Genomic DNA, 16,971 nt, shown 5'->3' on the forward strand with positions numbered 1-16,971 from the left:
TTGGCGAACGCGCCGCGATAGGAAGGGGAATGTTGCCGCTGATCCTTCCGCTTCTTGTGCTGGTGCCGACCGCGGTTCCCGCCGAAAGCGCCTTGTCGGCGCCTGCCGTCGAAGCCTTGCCGCAGACCGGGACCGACGACCTGTCCGGCGAGCTTTCGCGGATCACCGACGCCGTGCTCGAAGCGAGCGAAAGCGAGGACGTCGCCGCCGCCCAGGCGGCCGCCACCGAGCTTCTTGCGCTTATCGACGGACAGATGGCGCCGGCGCTCGCGGTGGACGATCCGGAAGTCGTCGCGGCCTATCACGCGCTGCGCGGATGGGCGATGTGGGTGCTCGACCGAATCGAGGAAGCCGACCGCGAATTCGCGCTGATCGAGCCCAGCCAGGCGCGCGATGCCGGCTATCTCGATTTTCGGCACGATCTCGCGCTCGATCAGGAAGATTGGCCGAAGCTTCTCGAAATCCTCGAGACCGATGTCGCGGCGGGCGGCGATCCCGAAACGATGATCGTCAATCACTATACGATCGACGATCTCGAAGGCCTGCGCTATTTTCTCGGCTATTCCGCCGAGACCAACGGGCGGGTCGCGGAACTGCTGCTGACCTCCAATTGGGGCACGGACCGGCCGCCCGGCGATCGCGACTGGATCTATTCCTTCGCCTTTGTGCGCCGGGTAACGGCCGGCGACGAAGCGGGCGCGCGCGACGTGCTGAACCGGATGCGGGCGCCGGACTATATCGCGGAACTGCTGATCAATCCGGCTTATGCCGCATATCATGCCGAGATCGAGGCGCGGCACGGCACGGATCTCGGCGAGAGCGCCGAGCGGCTGCGCGCCGCGCTCGAATCGATGTGGGACGCGCGGAGCGGCGAGGCCCGCTACCTGCTGGACTATATGATCGCCTTGCGCGCGCTCGGGCGGCACCAGGAAATCGCGGACCGTTTCACACCGCTCGTCGATGCGGCACAGGCGGCGATGGCCGCGGGCGACAGCGAGCATTTCCTGCTCAACGCCGACGGCTTTTTCGTGGTCGATTATCTCGCCGAGGCGGAAATGTCTCTCGGGCGTAACGAAGCGGCGGAAGCGCGGATGGACCGGCTGCTGGAGCTCGGCATCGAGGAACATCCGGCGCTCATCAACCAGGGGATCAACGCGCTCGACCTCTATTTCCAGGAAGGCCGCTACGGCGAGGCGCTGGCCCGGGCGCGCTCGCTCGATGCGCTCGATGAAGGCATCGCTTCGCCCTATGGCCGCGCGTTCATCTGGGGCGCGGCCGCCTGCGCCGCGCATTTGCAGGGCGATGCGGACGAAGCGGCCCAGTGGCGGGCGCGGCTGACGGAGGATCCTGCGATCAACGCGCCGGTCGTGTTCGATACGCTCCTGTGCCTCGACGATCCCGATGCTGCGGCCGCCTTCGCCATCGAAATGCTGGCGGGAGACGATCCGGTCACCCTCTTGATGACCTTTCAGGAGTTGCGGCTGTGGCGGCCGATCGGCGCCTATGACGCGCTGCTCCAGGAGCGGCGGGACGCGGCGTTCGCGCGCCCCGATCTGCGCCGGGCGATCGCCGCCGCCGGTGGCATCCGCAGCTTCGCGCTCGCCGAATTCGGCGGCTAGGCGGCGCTTTCACCCGCTATTGCGCGGTCCAGCCGCCATCCATCGACAGGTTCGCGCCGGTGATCCCGGCCGCCGCGTCGCCGCACAGATAGACGGCGAGGCCCGCCACTTCTTCGGGCTGGACGAACTGCTTGGTCGGCTGGGCGGCGAGCAGCACGTCGTTCATCACCTGTTCGCGGGTCAGCCCGCGCGCCTTCATCGTGTCGGGGATCTGGTTCTCGACAAGCGGCGTCCAGACATAGCCGGGGCTGATCGCGTTCACCGTTACGCCCTGTTCGGCGGTTTCCAGCGCAACCGTCTTCACTAGGCCCGCGATGCCGTGCTTGGCGGCGACATAGGCGCTTTTGCCCGGGCTCGCGACGAGCGAATGGGCGGACGCTGTGCAGATGATCCGGCCCCAGCCCTTCTCCTTCATGCCGGGCACGACGGCGCGCATCAGGTGCCAGGCGGAGCTGAGATTGATGGCGATGATCGCGTCCCATTTCTCGATCGGGAAATCCTCGATCTTTGCGACATGCTGGATGCCGGCATTGGCGATGGCGATATCGGGCGATCCCATTTCCTCGGTGCAGCGCGCGACCATCGCCGCGATCTCGTCGGGCTTGGTCATGTCGGCGTCCGAATAGGCGGCTTTCGCGCCCGAGGCCTCGGCCAGCGCCCTGCGCTCGGCCTCGATCTCGTCGGGCTTGCCGAAGCCGTTGATCATGACGCTGGCACCCTCGGCGGCGAGCGCCTTGGCATAGGCGAGGCCGATGCCGGACGTGGAGCCGGTGACGATCGCGGTCTTGCCTGCAAGAGATTGGGAAACGGAGGTCATGGGGGAATTCGCTTTCTCTCGGTGCGGGGTGAGGGCGCTATCGGGGGGTAAGGTCGAAGGCGGCGGTCTTGCCGTCGACGATGTTGCGGGCAAGCACCTCGCCATGGCGGATGGTTTCGGCGACCGCCTTGCCGCCGGCCTGCCAATGTTCGTCCATCGTCCGGCGCGAAAATTCATAGTCGCGCGAACCGCCCTCCCAGGCGTTGCTGCGATAGATGAGATGGACGATGTTGACCGCCTTTTCCTGCGCCAGCGCGGCGAGCGCCGCGACGTCGGGATCCTCGCGCATCGCGGCGGGGAGCTTGGCCAGCACCGTGCGGATCGCCTCGTCCTGCGCGCGGCGTTCGAGGAAGCTCGTCGTCACCTGGCGGGTGCGGCTCGAATAGCGGATTTCCTTCTCGCGCGCCCAGACATCGGCGATCGTGCTCGGCCGCGCATCGGCGGCGGAAAAGAGGTCTACCTGGAAGACCAGCATGTCCTCCTCCTGCTCCTCCAGCACATATTGAAGCGGGGTGTTGGAGACCAGACCGCCGTCCCACCACAGGCAGCCGTCGATCTCGACCGGCGGCAGGCCCGGCGGCAGCGCGCCCGAAGCCATGATGTGGCGCGCGTCGATCCGCTCCTTGGCGGTATCGAAATAGCGGAAATTGCCGCTTTCGACATTCACCGCGCCGACCGAGAGGCGGATATGGCCGTTGTTGAGCAGGTCCCAGTCGACATGATCGTCGAGCGTGCTTTCCAGCGGCGAGGAATCGTAGAAGCTCAGCGCTTCGGGGCTGCCCGGCGGCGCGAAGGCGGGCGGCACGGGGCGCGGCGCGAAAAAGCCGGGCACGCCGTTCAGCGCCACGAAACCCGCCGACCATTCATGCACGGCCTCGCGGATCAGGTCGTCGGGCCAGACCGGGAAGCTGGGCAGCGCGCCGGTGAGCTTTTCCCAGAAATTGCGGAGCATGCGCGCGCGGCTGCCGACGGGATTGCCGGCGATGATCGCGGCGTTGATCGCGCCGATCGAAATGCCCGCCAGCCAGTTGGGTTCGATCCTGCTGTCGGCCAGCGCCTCGAACACCCCGGCCTGGAAAGATCCGAGCGCGCCGCCGCCCTGCAACACCAGCGCGGTTTGCGGCGGCAGGGGCAGGGGCGCCTGCGCGCGGAAAGGGGGATCTGCGTCGGCCATGATTGTGCAACGCACCATAGCGCATCGGGTTCATTCCGGCCAACCATGGTTTCGTGCAATCTTGTGCGCGCCAATTGCAACCTGCAGGGCCCCGGCGCATTATCTTGCTGGCATCAGGGAGAGAATCGCCATGCGCCTCGGCGGACGACGGACCAGCAGCAATATCGAACGGCAGACCGGCGGTGGCCGCGGCGGCGGCTTTCGCCTGCCCGGCGGGATGGGCGGCGGTGGCGGCCTGCCCTTGCCCTCCAGCGGGCGCGGCCAGCTCGGTTGCGGTTCGATCGCGTTCATCGTGATCATCTTCCTCGTCATGTCCTATATGGGCGGCGGCGTTGGCGGGCTCGGGCTGACGGACGGCAGCGGCGGCCCGGCGGGCGGCGGCGAAGTGACCCGCGGCGAACAGGCGATCCAGGACGAAACCGACCGGTTCGTCGCGCAGGTGCTCGCTTCGACCGAGGATCGCTGGGGCGAAATCTTCGCCGAACGCGGCGAGCGCTACCAGCCGGCGACCCTGGTCTTCTACGATAATCGCGGCAGCTCCGGCTGCGGCGCGGCGGATTCGGCGATGGGGCCTTTCTATTGCCCGGCCGACCAGAAAATCTATCTCGACACCGCCTTTTTCAACCAGATGCGCACCGATCTCGGCGCCGGCGGCGATTTCGCCCAGGCCTATGTCGTCGCGCATGAAGTCGGCCATCATATCCAGACGATCACCGGCATCTCGAGCCGCGTCCGCCAGCAGCAGCAGCGCGCGAGCCGCGAGGAGGGCAATGCGCTGCAGGTGCGGATGGAATTGCAGGCCGATTGCTATGCCGGCGTCTGGGCCAATCGCGAACGCGACGCGATGGAGCCCGGCGATTTCGAGGAAGGCATGCGCGCCGCCCAGGCGATCGGCGACGATACGCTCCAACAGGCCGCGCAGGGCTATACGGTGCCCGAAAGCTTTACCCATGGCACATCGGCGCAGCGCCAGCGCTGGCTGCGGCGCGGCATCGAAAGCGGCGATCCGGCGCAGTGCGATACCTTCAGGACGAACCGGCTCTAGCGGCCCGGTTTCGGCCTGGCGGCGGGGCGCGTGTAGAGGCGATTGATCGCGGCCTGCAGCAGGAAGCTCGCGGCGATGGCGGCGGCGCTCGCGGCGAGCGTCGCATAGCCGGCGATCGCGGCAAGGCAGGCAAGGCCGATCGGCGCCGGATCGAACGCGCAAAAATCGATCGCCACCCCCAGCAGGATCGCCGCGGCCGTGCCCAGGAAGCAAAGCGCGGCGGCAATCGCCTGGCTGCGCAGAAAGGCGCGGGTCACGGGCCCCTTGCCGTCCGCCCGCGCCAATATCGCGTTGAGCCTCGCTTCGCGCAGCCAACGGCTGACGCCGGCGAGCGCAAGCAGGGCAAAGGCGATGCCGGTGGCCGGCGGCCAGACCTGCCCGAACCGCTCCCAAAACTCCGAAAGGCTCGAAAAGGCCGCCGCCTCGACGATCCCGAACCAGGCCATCGCGCCGCCGGCGAACACCGCGACCGCCCCGGTGAGCAGGCTCAGGGCGACGATGATCAGGACGAACTGCGCGGCGGCCCGGGCATTGGCGGCGCGCGGCCGGTCGTCGCCGATGATCGCGTCCGGGCCGTCGATCAGCCAGTGCATGATCTCGCGCCGCTGGCGAATGCGCCGCGTATCGGCCGAACGCTCGCGCGATCGGAAATAGCGGATATGCGAAAGGCCGGGCAGGGCATCGTGCGTGGTGCCGTAATTTTCGAGCGCCGGCAGCACGCGTTCCAGCACCGGATCGCTGAACGAATCGATCTTGCCGCTGACCGGATCGTTGGCGCTGTTGAGGTTGATCCAGCGGCAATATCCGCGGAAGGGCGGCTTGCCGTCGATACAGTCGGTTGCCGAAGCAACGATGCGCGGCCAGATCGCCGCGAACTTGTCGAGCGGCGAACCATAGGTCAGCAGCCCGTGCAGCCCCTTGAACAGGCGCCGGCGGTTGACGACCTCGTCCGGCCCGAGCCAGGCCGGGCGGGCGGGCATCATCAGGTGAAGATCGCTTTCGTCCCGGCGCCCGACGCCCTCGCCTGACTTGAAGGGCGCGGGCAACGCGTTCCACTGCGCCTGGCTCAGATAGTTGGGCAGCGCATGGCCGATCTCGGTGATCCCGTTATAGGCGAGTACCGTGCCGAGGCTGTGCGCGGAGATATACCAGCGCGCATAGCCGCGCGTCGCCATGCCCACCATTTCGGCGACCATCCGGCGGCGGATCGGCACGCGGAGCGGCTGGCCGGGATCGCTCGCCAGGCTGTTGTTGGGCGCGGCGCGCCGCTCATAGGTGCGGACATCGCCGATATATTGGAAGATCAGGGTCGTCGACGGTGCATCGGCAAGAAAGCCGAGCAGCCGTTTGAGCAGCGCCCAGGAGAAGAGCGTGAACAGCGCGCACAGCCCGGCCAGCGAGAGTCGTGCCCGCACGCCGACCTCTACGAGAAAATTGCCGGCCGAGGAGCGCGGCATCGCTGTCAGCGGCCCCTTGCCGGGCTTCGCCTTGGCGTCCTCGTCGATTTCGCCCCGGCGCAGGTCCCCGGTCTCGACATGGCTGGTGCCGGTGGGGTCGAGCTCGCGAAAAATCGGCGCCGACCATTGGCCGAGCCCCCACCACCAGAAGGCGATCTTCTCGGACAGCGTCTCGCGGCCGCCCAGATCGGCCCACCAGACTTCATGGCATTCGATCTCGATATGGAAGGGCTCGCCGCCGGCCCGCTCCTTGGTCCGGGCGATCACCGACACGGTCATCGGCGCCAGCGCGTTCTCGCCATATTCGGTATCGCCGGGCGCGCGTTTCCATCCCGCCGTGCGATCGGTGACGGCGACTTCATAGGCGCCCGCGTCCTTGATCAGCTCGGCATATTCCCGAACCGAGGTGCGCAGATGCTCGAAACGCTCTTGTTGTCCTATGCCATGGACAAACAGCAGGCCGACCTTTTCCATCGCCTGTCTCCCGGCGCGGACAATGCCCCAGCCGGCAATTGCCGATCAAGCAAGGATTGGACCGCGATGAACCTGTTTTCCGGCCGGCGCCTGCGGCGCCCGAGCCGCGTTCGACGGTCTGGCTATCCCTAAAGCTTCACCAGCATCTTGCCCATATTGGCACCGGAAAACAGGCCGAGGAACGCGTCGACCTGGCTGTCGAGACCCTCGAATACCGTCTCTTCGCTCTTCAGCTTTCCGGCCATGAACATCGCGCCCATATCGGCCTGGAATTCGTCCATCCGGGCCATGAACTGGGTGACGATGAAGCCGCGCATCGTGATGCCCTTGCCGATCAGGTTCATGATATATTTGAAGCACATGGGGTCGGTGGAATTATAGCCGCCGATCATCCCGCATTCGGTGAAATGCGCGCCGGGATTGGCTGCCGCGAAGGCCGCGTCGAGATGGTCGCCCCCGACATTGTCGAAATAGACGTCGATGCCTTGGGGCGCAGCCTTCATCAGCGCCGCAGCGAGATCGCTTTCGGCCTTATAGTCGACAACGGCATCGGCGCCGAGCGACGTCACCCAGGCGCATTTTTCCGCGCCGCCGGCGGAGCCGACCACGGTCATGCCCTTGGCCTTGGCGATCTGCACGACGGTGGAACCGACCGCGCCGGCCGCAGCGGACACGAACACGGTGTCGCCCGCTTTGGCCTGGCCGATATCGAGCAATCCGAAATAGGCGGTCATCCCCGGCATGCCGAGCATGCCCAGCGCCAGCTGCGGCGGAATTTCGAGCGGCGGCAGCTTGATCGCCTCGGCGGCGGGCAGCACGGCCTCGTCGCGCCAGCCCAGCATATGCTGGACGAGCTGGCCCTCTTCGAAACCCTCGGCTTTGCTCTCCACGATTTCGCCGACCGCGCCGCCCTGCATCGGTTCGCCGATCGCGAAGGGCGGGACATAGCTTTTCACGTCGCGCATCCGCCCGCGCATATAGGGATCGACCGAAAGCCAGTCGTTGCGGACGCGGACCATGCCGTCGCCGAGCGGGGTCTGCTCGAAATCCTTGAGTTCGAAATTGTCCGGGGTCGGCATTGCTTCGGGGCGCGATTTCAGGTGCCAGGCGCGGGCCATGTCTTTCTCCTCGTCGGTGCGATCCGTTCGGCGAATCGGGTTTTGTTCTGCAACCGGTGATATCAGCAATGCGCGGAAAGCGCGCCCCCCGAAACGGGCCCGCACTCGGCCATTGCGCCTAGGGATATGCGCCGCTAAAGGGGGCGCCTTCGCCCGTCGGGGCGGAGCGAACGATGGTGCGGGGCTGTAGCTCAGTTGGGAGAGCGCTGCAATCGCACTGCAGAGGTCGGGGGTTCGAATCCCCCTAGCTCCACCATCGAATTCTTCCGGCAGCGTGCGATGGCGGCACCGGCAAGACAAGACGCCGCCTGCGTCCTATACAGCCCCGCATGACCGAGCCCGCCCAGAGCCTTGGCAGCGTGACCGTCGCCGCGGCGACGCTCCTGCCGTTGCGGGCGATCATCGAGGAAGCGGGGCTGCAACCGGGCGCGGTGCTGGCCGCCGCGCAGCTTCCGCCGACCCTGCTCGACCGGGGAAGCGGAGAGGCCGCCAGCCTGGCCGGCTATTTCCGCCTGTCCGAACAGATCGCGCTCGCCATCGGCGACGAGACGATCCATGTCTCGGTGCGGCCGCTGATGCTCGGCACCTCGGATTTCATCCGGGACCGGCTGCGCGGCGCGCAGACCGCGCGTGGCATGCTCGATATTCTCGCCGCCAGCTACAATGTCATCCATGGCGGCGCCTATAACCGGGTCGCTACGGCGCGCGACGAGCTCGTCTTCGCGATGGACGACGCCGACTTTCCCTATGCGCTGCCCAAGGACGATCCCTTCATCCTTTTCTCGCTCGAGGCGCTGCTCGTCTATGTCCATGTCCTGCTGCAATCGAGCAGTACGGGCGGCAAGCTGCTGCCGCTTAAGGCCGTGCGGACCCGGCGGGCAGCGGGCGGCGAAAGCCCGCTGGCGGCCTGGGGCGTGCCGGTGATCCATGGCGCGAAGCATTTCGCGCTCCATTATGACGGCGCGGCGGCGGACCGGCCGGTCGATCCCGCCGCCTGCCCGGTGCTCGGGTCCCGCACCATCTATGGCGGGATCGCGCGCACCCTCGATCGGATCGGCGCGCCGCTCGCCGAAGGCGATATCGTCGCCCGCACCGCGCAGGCGCTGCGCGATGGCCTGCACGACCAGCGCGACATCGCCCGGCATCTCGGCCTGAGCGTCGCTTCGCTGCGGCGCCGGCTCGGCGAACGCGGGAGGAATTTTCGCGACGTCCGCGCCGAAACCCTTCAGCGGGAAGCCGAGTTGCGGCTCGCGCGCGGGGACAGCGTCGCGGCGATCGCCGAGGATCTGGGATTCAGCGACGGGCGCAGTTTCGCGCGCGCCTTTCGCGGCTGGACGGGCCGTCCGCCGCACCGCAGCCGGAGTGATGCCGCCCGCCCCTGATCGATGGCGATGAGCGAAATTGTCCCATAGAAATTGATCGAACCCGTCATCGACCCGCGCGCTTGGCGGCGGCTAGGAAGAGGACGAGCCTGGCAGCGATAGCCGGGCCAACAGGGTTGAGAGAATGTCGAAAGCGATCCTTCCTTTTCTGGCGATAGCCGGCGCGATCGCGCTTCCCGCCTGCGCGCCGACGCCACAGTCGGCCGATGCGCCTGCGCCTGAGGTTCCCGCGGCCTTTTCCGCTTCCGAACACTATGTCGATATCGACGGCGCGCGCATCCGCGTGCGCGAGCAAGGGCCGGAAGGCGCGCCGGTGCTCGTCCTGCTCCACGGATTCACGATGAGCCTGGAAAGCTGGGACGGCTGGGCCGAGCGCCTCGACGATCGCTACCGCATCGTCCGCTACGACCTGCTCGGCCATGGAATGACCGGGCCGGACCCGCTCCATCGCTATGCTCCGGAAGAGCGCGTCCAAGTGCTGCGCGAATTGCTGAACGCGCTCGGCATCGAGCGGGCGAGCTTCGGGGGCAACAGTTTCGGCGGCCTCATCGCCTGGCGCTTCGCCGCCGAATATCCGGGGCGCGTCGACCGGCTGATCCTCGTCGATAGCGGTGCCTATTCGATCTACGGCGTCACCGACGAGCCGGTGCCGGTGCCCGATGCGATGCGCGCCTATCTGAGGAGCGTGCCGCAAGCCGCGTTCGACATGTCCCTGGCCCAGATCTTCGCCGATCCCTCGCGGCTTGCCCCGGGCCGCGCGCAGCAGATGCGCGCGATGATGACGCGGCCCGGAAACGGTGAGGCCTTTATCGGCCATCTCGAAGAATTCGTGCTGCCCGAACCGACGCAGGCGCTGGGCCGCGTCGCCGCGCCGACGCTGATCCTGTGGGGCGAGGCCGACGCCGTCATCCCGCTCGATCATGCCGCCCGGATCGCCGCCGCGATCCCCGATGCGCGGGTCATCACCTGGCCGGGGGTCGGCCATGCGCCGCAGGAAGAAATCCCGGCTGAAACCGCCGCCGCCGCCCGCGCCTTTCTCGACAACCGCCAGCCATAGCGATCCGTCATGACATTCAACGAAACCAAAAACGATACTGCCAACAGGGAGCCTATCATGAACCATAGCAGCCACAGCCGCGCCGTCCGCTATCTCGCCGGCATCGCGCTGGCGCCGCTCGCCCTTGCCCTGCCGGGCGCCGCCCAGGCCCAGACGGGCGCGCAAACCGCCGGGGAAAATGCGCCGATCATCGTCAGCGCCCGCCGCCGCGACGAATCGCTGATAGACGTGCCGCTCTCGGTCACCGCGATTTCGGGCGAGTCGCTGTCCCAGTCGGGCGCGCTCGACATCACCGAGATCGCCGAAAGCGTGCCCAACGTCACCTTCGAGGTTTCGCGTGGCACCAACACGACGCTCACCACCTTCATCCGCGGCGTCGGCCAGCAGGATCCGGTCGCCGGGTTCGAAAATGGCGTCGGCCTCTATGTCGACGATGTCTATTACAACCGGCCCCAGGCCGCAGTGCTCGATATCTTCGACGTCGAACGCGTCGAGGTGCTGCGCGGGCCGCAGGGCACGCTTTACGGCCGCAACACCATCGGCGGCGCGGTGAAATTCGTCACCCGGCGGCTGGCCGATAGCCCGACCGGCGAGGCGCGGTTCAACGCCGGCACCTATGGCCAGTTCGACGGCATCGGATCGGTCGCGCTGCCGATCGGCGACAGCGGCTTCTATATCGGCGGTTCGGCGGCCCTGCTGACCCGCAACGGTTTCGGCGAGAATATCAATCTCGGCATCGAGAATTACGACAAGGACGTGTTCGCCGCGCGCGGCACGCTGGAATATGCGCCAAACAGCGACATCTTCGTGCGCGTCACCGGCGACTATACCGACGACCGCTCGAACCCGCGCCAGGGCCATCGCCTGATTCCCGGGCTCGTCTCGGGCGCGCCGGTGCTCGACAATGTCTATGATACGCGTGCGGGCCTGCAAAATCCCGAACAGCGGGTCGAGGCCTGGGGTGTTTCGGGCACGATCGAGTTGCAGGTGTCGGACACGGTCCGCCTGCGCAACATCCTCGCCTATCGCGACGACCAGAGTTCGACGCCGATCGATTTCGACAGCCTCCCGGCGGCCGATCTCGATGTGCCGGCGATCTACGCCAACGACCAGTTTTCCGAGGAATTCCAGATCGTCTATGAAGACGATAATCTCGCCGGGCTGATCGGCTTCTACTATCTCGACGCCAGCGCCTTCACCAATTTCGACGTGATCCTGGCGACGACCGGGGCGGTGATCCCGCCGCCCAACGGCCCGCTCCCGGGTCTTACCGCCAAGACTTTGGGCGATGTCGATACCGAGACATGGTCGATCTTCGGCGATTTCACCTGGGACATCACCGATCAGTGGAGCCTGTCGGTCGGCGGCCGCTACACCCATGACGAGCGCCGGTCGCGGGTGCTGCGGACCTCGATGATCTTCGGCCCGTCGCCCGAATTCGGCGGCGACGGCATCGTCTTCGCGACGACCTCGGATTTCGACGGTTCGGCGACCTTCAAGGAATTCACGCCGCGCGCCTCGATCTCCTTCCAGCCGACCCCGGATCACAATATCTATCTGTCGTACAGCCGCGGCTTCAAGGGCGGCGGTTTCGATCCGCGCGGCCAGACCAGCCAGGCCCCGGATCTCGATGGCGACGGCGATATCGATGCCGCGGACATCTACGAGTTCATGTCGTTTGACCCGGAAATCGTCGACAGTTTCGAACTCGGCTATCACGGTTCGCTGGCCAATGGCGCGGTCACGGTGTCGCTCGCCGGCTTCTATGCCGACTATACCGACATCCAGATCCCGGGATCGGTCGGCGCGGATACCGATAATGACGGGGTCAACGACACCTTTATCGGCATTACGTCCAACGCCGGCGCGGCCACCATCTGGGGCGTCGAGTTCGAGGGCCGGGCGCGGGTCGGCCGCGATCTCGCGGCATCGGGCGACCGGCTCGGCTTCAACTGGGCGGCCGGCTATATCAACGCCGAATATGACGAGTTCATCGATGCTTTCGGTAACGATGTCGCCGACCAGCGGGTGTTCCAGAACACGCCGGAATGGACGCTGTCGGGCACACTCGATTACGGCATCCCGGCTTTCGGCGGCGAGCTCAATTTCCTCACCACCCTGAGCTATCGGAGCGAAACCAACCAGTTCGAGGTTCCGAGCGATCTCGATCAGTCCGCCTATGCGCTCTGGGATGCGAGCCTGGTCTGGACCTCGGACGACGATCACTGGCAGCTCGGCGTCCATGCCAAGAACATCACCGATCATCGCTATATCGTTTCGGGCTACAACTTCGTCGCGCCCAACGGCGCGGGCGGGTACGTGCCGACCCTCGGCCTCGAAGGTACGTTGACGGCGTTCTACGGCGATCCGTTCCGGACGTTCGTGAGCGCGCGCATGCGTTTCTAGCAAACCCGAAATCTCTGGAACGAACGGGGCCGGTCGCCAGCGATGGCGGCCGGCCTTTTCGCGTTCCTCAGTCGGCGGGAGTTTCCGTCCCCGGCGCGAGCAGGTCCAGCACCGCGATCACCATCGCCTCGGTGCCGAGCGTCACCGCCGGTTCGGGCGTGATGCGGAAGAAGGGGCTGTGGTGCGAAGGCACTGGCGGGCCGCCATTCTCGGCCGCGTCGATCACCTCCTGCGGGGTGCCGCCGACGCTGAAATAGACGCCGCGCACGCCGGTATCGGGCTGGACGAAATAGGCAAAGTCCTCCGCGCCCATGCCGGTCTGGGGCGCCGGCGGAAGGATCGTTTCGTCACCCAGCGCCGCGGCCATCGCGCTGTGCACACGCGCGGCGAGCGCCGCGTCGTTGATCGTCGGCGGGGTGGCTTCGTTCGACACCGTTACCTCGGGCAGCTGGTCCTCGGGCAGCCCGTTCATCCGGCCCACATTCTCGGCGATGCGGCGAATGCCGGCGAGCAGGGTCTCGCGCACCGTCTGGTCGTTCGAGCGAACCGTAAGCTGCATCTCCGCGCGGTCCGAAATGATGTTGTGCTTGATGCCGCCGTGAAAGGCGCCGACCGTCACCACGCCCGGCGAGAGCGGGGATATCTCGCGGCTTACCAGGGTCTGCAGCGCCATGATGATCTCCGCGCCCATGACGATCGGGTCCTTGCCCATATGCGGATAGGCGCCATGCGCCCCGACGCCGTGGATCACGATGTCGACGCTGTCCGAGGAGGAGGCGACAAGGCCGGGCTGCAACTCGATCCGCCCGGTCGGCGTATCGGCGGAGACATGGAAGGCGAGCGCATAATCGGGCCTCGGAAAGCGTTCGTAGAGCCCGTCTTCCATCATCGCGCGCGCGCCGCCGATCCGCTCCTCGGCGGGCTGGGCGATGAACACGATCGTGCCGTTCCACCGGTCGCGCAGCCGAACCAGCTGCCGCGCCGATCCGATCAGCGATGTGATATGCACGTCATGCCCGCAGGCATGCATGACCGGCGCCTCCACTCCGTCGATGCCGGTCTGGCGCGCGGTCGAGGCATAGGCGAGGCCGGAATCCTCCGCGAGCGGCAGCCCGTCCATATCGGCGCGGACGAGTATGGTCGGCCCTTCGCCATTTTCGAGCACGCCGACGACGCCGGTCCCGCCGACTCCTTCGGTGACTTCGATGCCGAGCGCGCGCAGCTGGCTCGCGATGATGCCGGCGGTGCGCGTTTCCCTGTAGCTGAGTTCGGGATTGCGGTGAAAATCGAGGAACAGCGCCTCGAGATTTTCGGCATAGTCCGCCTCGACGGCGGCGCCGAGATCGGCCCCGTTATCGGCGTCCTGCGCCATGGCAGGCGCAGCCAGCGCCGTCGCCGCGAGCAGCATCAGTTTCTTGATCATCGACAATCCCCTATTCCTGTTGCGCCCACGCTAATGCGCGGCGGCAGGCAAGGGAAGCGGGATTGCCGGTGATCGCCGCGGCGTTACTCGGCCGCGTCTTCCACGGTCTCGCCGGCGGACTGGACGTCCTCGCCGACGCCCGCAACGGTGTTGCAGGCGGCCAGCGTCAAGCCGGCGCACAATGCGAACAGGGTCATGATCTTCATGCGAACCTCCATCTGGCGCGCCGTCACGGCGCGCCTGCTAGGGGATCAGCGAGCGAGGGAGCGAAAAAGTTCCTTTGCTGCCGGCCTTTGCGGCCAGTCCCCGCTCCGGCGCGGCGAACAGGCGCGCGCTGAGGCTTTGCCTTTGCCGGAGCGTCCGCTAAACGCCTCGCACGGACAATTTCCCGTTACGGTGTGAAGACTTTTCCATGAAGATCATCATTTTGGGCGGCGACGGTTTCTGCGGCTGGCCCAACGCCCTCTATCTTTCGCAGCGCGGCCATGACGTGATCATCGTCGACAATCTTTCGCGGCGGAAGATCGATGTCGAGCTGGAGGTGGAGAGCCTGACGCCGATCCGCCCGATCGGCGAGCGGCTGGCGGTGTGGAAAGAGCTGACGGGAAAAGAGATCGGCTTTCACGATTTCACGGTCGGCGAGAATTATCACCGCCTGCTGACCCTGATCGAGGAGGAAAAGCCCGACGCGATCATCCATTTCGCCGAACAGCGTGCCGCGCCCTATTCGATGAAATCGAGCTGGCACAAGCGCTACACCGTCAACAACAACCTCAACGCCACCAACGACGTGCTCGCCGCGATCGTCGAATCCGGCCAGGACATCCATCTCGTCCATCTCGGCACGATGGGCGTCTATGGCTATGGCACGGCGGGGATGAAGATCCCCGAAGGCTATCTGAACGTGAAGGTGGATACCGCGCTGGGCGAAACCGAACAGGAAATTCTCTATCCGGCCAATCCCGGCTCGATCTATCATATGACGAAGACGCAGGATCAGCTCTTCTTCTTCTTCTACAACAAGAATGACGGCGTCCGGATCACCGATCTCCACCAGGGCATCGTCTGGGGCACCCAGACCGACGAGACGAAGCTGGACGAGCGGCTGATCAACCGGTTCGATTATGACGGCGACTATGGCACCGTGCTCAACCGCTTCATCATGCAGGCGGCGGTCGATTATCCAATGACCGTGCACGGCACCGGCGGCCAGACGCGCGCCTTCATCCATATCCAGGACACATGCCGCTGTATCGAACTGGCGCTCGGAAATCCGCCGCAGCAGGGCGAACGCGTCAACATCCTCAACCAGATGACCGAGACCCACCGGGTGCGCGATCTTGCGCAGATGATCGCCGAGCAGACCGGCGCCGAGATCGCCTATCTCGAAAATCCGCGCAACGAGGCCGACGAGAACGAGCTCCATGTCGCCAATGACCGGTTCCTGGGGCTCGGCCTCGATCCGGTCCATCTCGGCGAAGGGGTGATGGACGAGGTGCGCGATATCGCCGCAAAATATGCCGAACGCTGCGACAAGACGAAGATTCCCTGCGTTTCCAAATGGCGCTGATCCGGCCCCGTATCGGGCCGCCGCATTCCCCTTAACGTCAACGTCAGGCCCTGCTATTCTCCATTGAAAAGATGGAGGATGCCCGATGCTCGAACTCGCCCATGAGAAATACCGGCGTGCCGGCTGGAAAGGCCCGCGCAACCCGCCCCTCTATCCGGCGACCGACATCGTCGATCTCGTCGATTTCCAGGGTTTTTCCAAGGGTCAGCCGATCGAGGGTTATAAGCGGCTGCTCGAAGAAGCGCCGATCTACTGGCAGGACGAGCGGCAGGAGGAGGAGCCCGGATATTGGGCCTTCGCCCGCTATGCCGATATCAAGGAAATTTCCAAAAAGCCGGAGATATTTTCCAGCCAGAAGGGCGGGGTGAATATCTCCTATGGCGATCCGGCGAACATGCACCCTTTGCTCTCCACCGCCGCACTCGACAATATGATCGCGCTCGACGGCGAACCGCATGTCGAGCTGCGCCGCCAGCACATGCCCTTCTTCACGCCCGGCTATATCAAGCAGCTGAAGGAGAAGGTGGACGCGGAGGTCGCGCGGCTGATCGACCATCTCGCCACCAAGGCGCCGCACTGCAACCTCGTCGACGAATTTTCCTCGCAATTGCCGCTCTTCACCCTGGCCGAGCTGCTCGGCGTGGACCAGGCCGACCGGCCCCGGCTCGTCCAGTGGATGACCGACCTCGAAATGGCGACCTATTTCGGCGCGATCCGCGAAGGCTATCTGGAACCGACGCCCGAGATGTTTCAGGCCTATGAAGGCTGGGAAGAGCGGATCAAGGAATTCTTCGAATATGGCATGGCGGCGATCGAGGACCGGCGGAAAAATCCGCGCGAAGACCTGATGAGCGCGATCGCCAACGCCGTGGTCGAGGGCGATCCGATGCCCGACATGTATCTGAAGGGCGCGTGGGAGCTGATCTTCATCGCCGGCAACGATACGACGCGCAATTCGATCAGCGGCATGATGAAGCTTCTCACCGAAAACCCCGACCAGAAGGCCAAGCTGCTCGACAATATGGAGCTGCTGCCCAATGCCATCCAGGAGGCGGTGCGGCTGATCTCCCCGGTCATCCATATGAAGCGCACGGCGACCCAGGACACGGAGGTCGGCGGCCAGAAAATCGCCAAGGACGAAAAGCTGGTCATGTATTATGGCGCCGCCAATCGCGACCCCGCCATGTTCGAGGACCCGCACCGTTTCGATATCGAACGGTCGAACGCGGCCAACAATCTCGCCTTCGGTTTCGGCAAGCATGTGTGTCTGGGCCGGCAGATCGCGCTGATGCAGATCGAAAGCGCCTATCGCCAGCTACTCGCCCGCTTCCCCGATATGCATATGGACGGCGAGATGGTCTGCGCGCCCAACAATTTCGTCCACGCGATCACCGAAATGCCGGTGACGTTTAAAGGGTGATTGCCCGGC

At 65.7% G+C, this 16,971-nt stretch carries 13 protein-coding genes and 1 tRNA gene; 8 read left to right on the forward strand and 6 right to left on the reverse strand.

Annotated elements, in window-relative coordinates:
- Positions 1-29: 29 nt before the first annotated feature.
- Positions 30-1,619 carry a tetratricopeptide repeat protein gene (locus H6P80_RS02870; RefSeq protein ID WP_185799830.1) on the forward strand — a complete coding sequence of 530 codons (1,590 nt, stop codon included), beginning with the start codon at positions 30-32 and terminating at the stop codon, positions 1,617-1,619.
- Positions 1,620-1,635: 16 nt separating this feature from the next.
- Here the strand turns inward: H6P80_RS02870 and H6P80_RS02875 are convergent, their stop codons facing one another.
- Together H6P80_RS02875 and H6P80_RS02880 are read right to left on the reverse strand one after the other, a co-directional pair.
- Positions 1,636-2,436: a 3-hydroxybutyrate dehydrogenase gene (locus H6P80_RS02875; RefSeq protein WP_185799831.1), complete on the reverse strand. Its 801-nt coding sequence runs from the start codon at positions 2,434-2,436 to the stop codon at positions 1,636-1,638.
- A gap of 37 nt (positions 2,437-2,473) precedes the next feature.
- The gene (locus H6P80_RS02880; protein WP_185799832.1) at positions 2,474-3,610 is read right to left on the reverse strand and encodes a DUF3734 domain-containing protein; all 1,137 of its coding nucleotides are present in this window, start codon (positions 3,608-3,610) and stop codon (positions 2,474-2,476) included.
- A 130-nt stretch (positions 3,611-3,740) separates the two neighbouring features.
- On the opposite strand from H6P80_RS02880, the gene ypfJ reads away from it, so the two are divergent.
- Complete coding sequence (gene ypfJ, locus H6P80_RS02885) at positions 3,741-4,655, forward strand: KPN_02809 family neutral zinc metallopeptidase (protein ID WP_185799833.1); 915 nt, start codon at positions 3,741-3,743, stop codon at positions 4,653-4,655.
- On the opposite strand, the gene H6P80_RS02890 is transcribed toward ypfJ, so the two are convergent.
- Together H6P80_RS02890 and H6P80_RS02895 are read right to left on the reverse strand one after the other, a co-directional pair.
- Positions 4,652-6,586 (reverse strand): hypothetical protein, encoded by a 1,935-nt coding sequence (locus H6P80_RS02890; RefSeq protein WP_185799834.1) that lies wholly within the window; start codon positions 6,584-6,586, stop codon positions 4,652-4,654. The two genes, ypfJ and H6P80_RS02890, sit on opposite strands and share 4 nt — an antisense overlap.
- A 128-nt stretch (positions 6,587-6,714) precedes the next feature.
- On the reverse strand, positions 6,715-7,704 hold the full coding sequence (locus tag H6P80_RS02895) for an NADP-dependent oxidoreductase (protein ID WP_185799835.1): 990 nt from the start codon (positions 7,702-7,704) through the stop codon (positions 6,715-6,717).
- Between the two features lie 180 nt (positions 7,705-7,884).
- On the opposite strand from H6P80_RS02895, the gene H6P80_RS02900 reads away from it, so the two are divergent.
- From H6P80_RS02900 to H6P80_RS02915, 4 genes are all read left to right on the forward strand, one after another.
- Positions 7,885-7,960, forward strand: a tRNA-Ala gene (locus H6P80_RS02900).
- 73 nt (positions 7,961-8,033) lie between these two features.
- Positions 8,034-9,086 (forward strand): AraC family transcriptional regulator, encoded by a 1,053-nt coding sequence (locus tag H6P80_RS02905; protein WP_185799836.1) that lies wholly within the window; start codon positions 8,034-8,036, stop codon positions 9,084-9,086.
- 124 nt (positions 9,087-9,210) lie between these two features.
- The gene (locus tag H6P80_RS02910; protein WP_185799837.1) at positions 9,211-10,143 is read left to right on the forward strand and encodes an alpha/beta fold hydrolase; all 933 of its coding nucleotides are present in this window, start codon (positions 9,211-9,213) and stop codon (positions 10,141-10,143) included.
- Positions 10,144-10,200: 57 nt separating this feature from the next.
- Positions 10,201-12,549 carry a TonB-dependent receptor gene (locus tag H6P80_RS02915; RefSeq protein ID WP_185799838.1) on the forward strand — a complete coding sequence of 783 codons (2,349 nt, stop codon included), beginning with the start codon at positions 10,201-10,203 and terminating at the stop codon, positions 12,547-12,549.
- 67 nt (positions 12,550-12,616) lie between these two features.
- On the opposite strand, the gene H6P80_RS02920 is transcribed toward H6P80_RS02915, so the two are convergent.
- Entirely contained in the window at positions 12,617-13,972 is a 1,356-nt protein-coding gene (locus tag H6P80_RS02920) for an amidohydrolase (RefSeq protein ID WP_185799839.1), read from the reverse strand.
- Positions 13,973-14,055: 83 nt separating this feature from the next.
- Positions 14,056-14,178 carry an entericidin A/B family lipoprotein gene (locus H6P80_RS02925; protein WP_185799840.1) on the reverse strand — a complete coding sequence of 41 codons (123 nt, stop codon included), beginning with the start codon at positions 14,176-14,178 and terminating at the stop codon, positions 14,056-14,058.
- A gap of 206 nt (positions 14,179-14,384) precedes the next feature.
- On the opposite strand from H6P80_RS02925, the gene H6P80_RS02930 reads away from it, so the two are divergent.
- Together H6P80_RS02930 and H6P80_RS02935 are read left to right on the forward strand one after the other, a co-directional pair.
- Positions 14,385-15,542: an NAD-dependent epimerase/dehydratase family protein gene (locus H6P80_RS02930; RefSeq protein ID WP_185799841.1), complete on the forward strand. Its 1,158-nt coding sequence runs from the start codon at positions 14,385-14,387 to the stop codon at positions 15,540-15,542.
- A gap of 85 nt (positions 15,543-15,627) precedes the next feature.
- Positions 15,628-16,962 carry a cytochrome P450 gene (locus H6P80_RS02935; protein WP_185799842.1) on the forward strand — a complete coding sequence of 445 codons (1,335 nt, stop codon included), beginning with the start codon at positions 15,628-15,630 and terminating at the stop codon, positions 16,960-16,962.
- The last annotated feature ends 9 nt before the right edge of the window (positions 16,963-16,971 follow it).

The sequence above is a fragment of the Parasphingopyxis marina genome (genome assembly GCF_014237875.1).
GTDB classification, from domain to species: Bacteria; Pseudomonadota; Alphaproteobacteria; order Sphingomonadales; family Sphingomonadaceae; genus Parasphingopyxis; species Parasphingopyxis marina.

What these genes read in the sequence shown, in the direction of transcription:
- ypfJ (WP_185799833.1), top strand. Translation starts at nt 3,741, where the DNA reads ATGCGCCTCGGCGGACGACGGACCAGCAGCAATATCGAACGGCAGACC.
- H6P80_RS02910 (WP_185799837.1), top strand. Translation starts at nt 9,211, where the DNA reads ATGTCGAAAGCGATCCTTCCTTTTCTGGCGATAGCCGGCGCGATCGCG.
- H6P80_RS02905 (WP_185799836.1), top strand. Translation starts at nt 8,034, where the DNA reads ATGACCGAGCCCGCCCAGAGCCTTGGCAGCGTGACCGTCGCCGCGGCG.
- H6P80_RS02915 (WP_185799838.1), top strand. Translation starts at nt 10,201, where the DNA reads ATGAACCATAGCAGCCACAGCCGCGCCGTCCGCTATCTCGCCGGCATC.
- H6P80_RS02870 (WP_185799830.1), top strand. Translation starts at nt 30, where the DNA reads ATGTTGCCGCTGATCCTTCCGCTTCTTGTGCTGGTGCCGACCGCGGTT.
- H6P80_RS02925 (WP_185799840.1), bottom strand. Translation starts at nt 14,178, where the DNA reads ATGAAGATCATGACCCTGTTCGCATTGTGCGCCGGCTTGACGCTGGCC.
- H6P80_RS02920 (WP_185799839.1), bottom strand. Translation starts at nt 13,972, where the DNA reads ATGATCAAGAAACTGATGCTGCTCGCGGCGACGGCGCTGGCTGCGCCT.
- H6P80_RS02930 (WP_185799841.1), top strand. Translation starts at nt 14,385, where the DNA reads ATGAAGATCATCATTTTGGGCGGCGACGGTTTCTGCGGCTGGCCCAAC.
- H6P80_RS02895 (WP_185799835.1), bottom strand. Translation starts at nt 7,704, where the DNA reads ATGGCCCGCGCCTGGCACCTGAAATCGCGCCCCGAAGCAATGCCGACC.
- H6P80_RS02935 (WP_185799842.1), top strand. Translation starts at nt 15,628, where the DNA reads ATGCTCGAACTCGCCCATGAGAAATACCGGCGTGCCGGCTGGAAAGGC.
- H6P80_RS02880 (WP_185799832.1), bottom strand. Translation starts at nt 3,610, where the DNA reads ATGGCCGACGCAGATCCCCCTTTCCGCGCGCAGGCGCCCCTGCCCCTG.
- H6P80_RS02890 (WP_185799834.1), bottom strand. Translation starts at nt 6,586, where the DNA reads ATGGAAAAGGTCGGCCTGCTGTTTGTCCATGGCATAGGACAACAAGAG.
- H6P80_RS02875 (WP_185799831.1), bottom strand. Translation starts at nt 2,436, where the DNA reads ATGACCTCCGTTTCCCAATCTCTTGCAGGCAAGACCGCGATCGTCACC.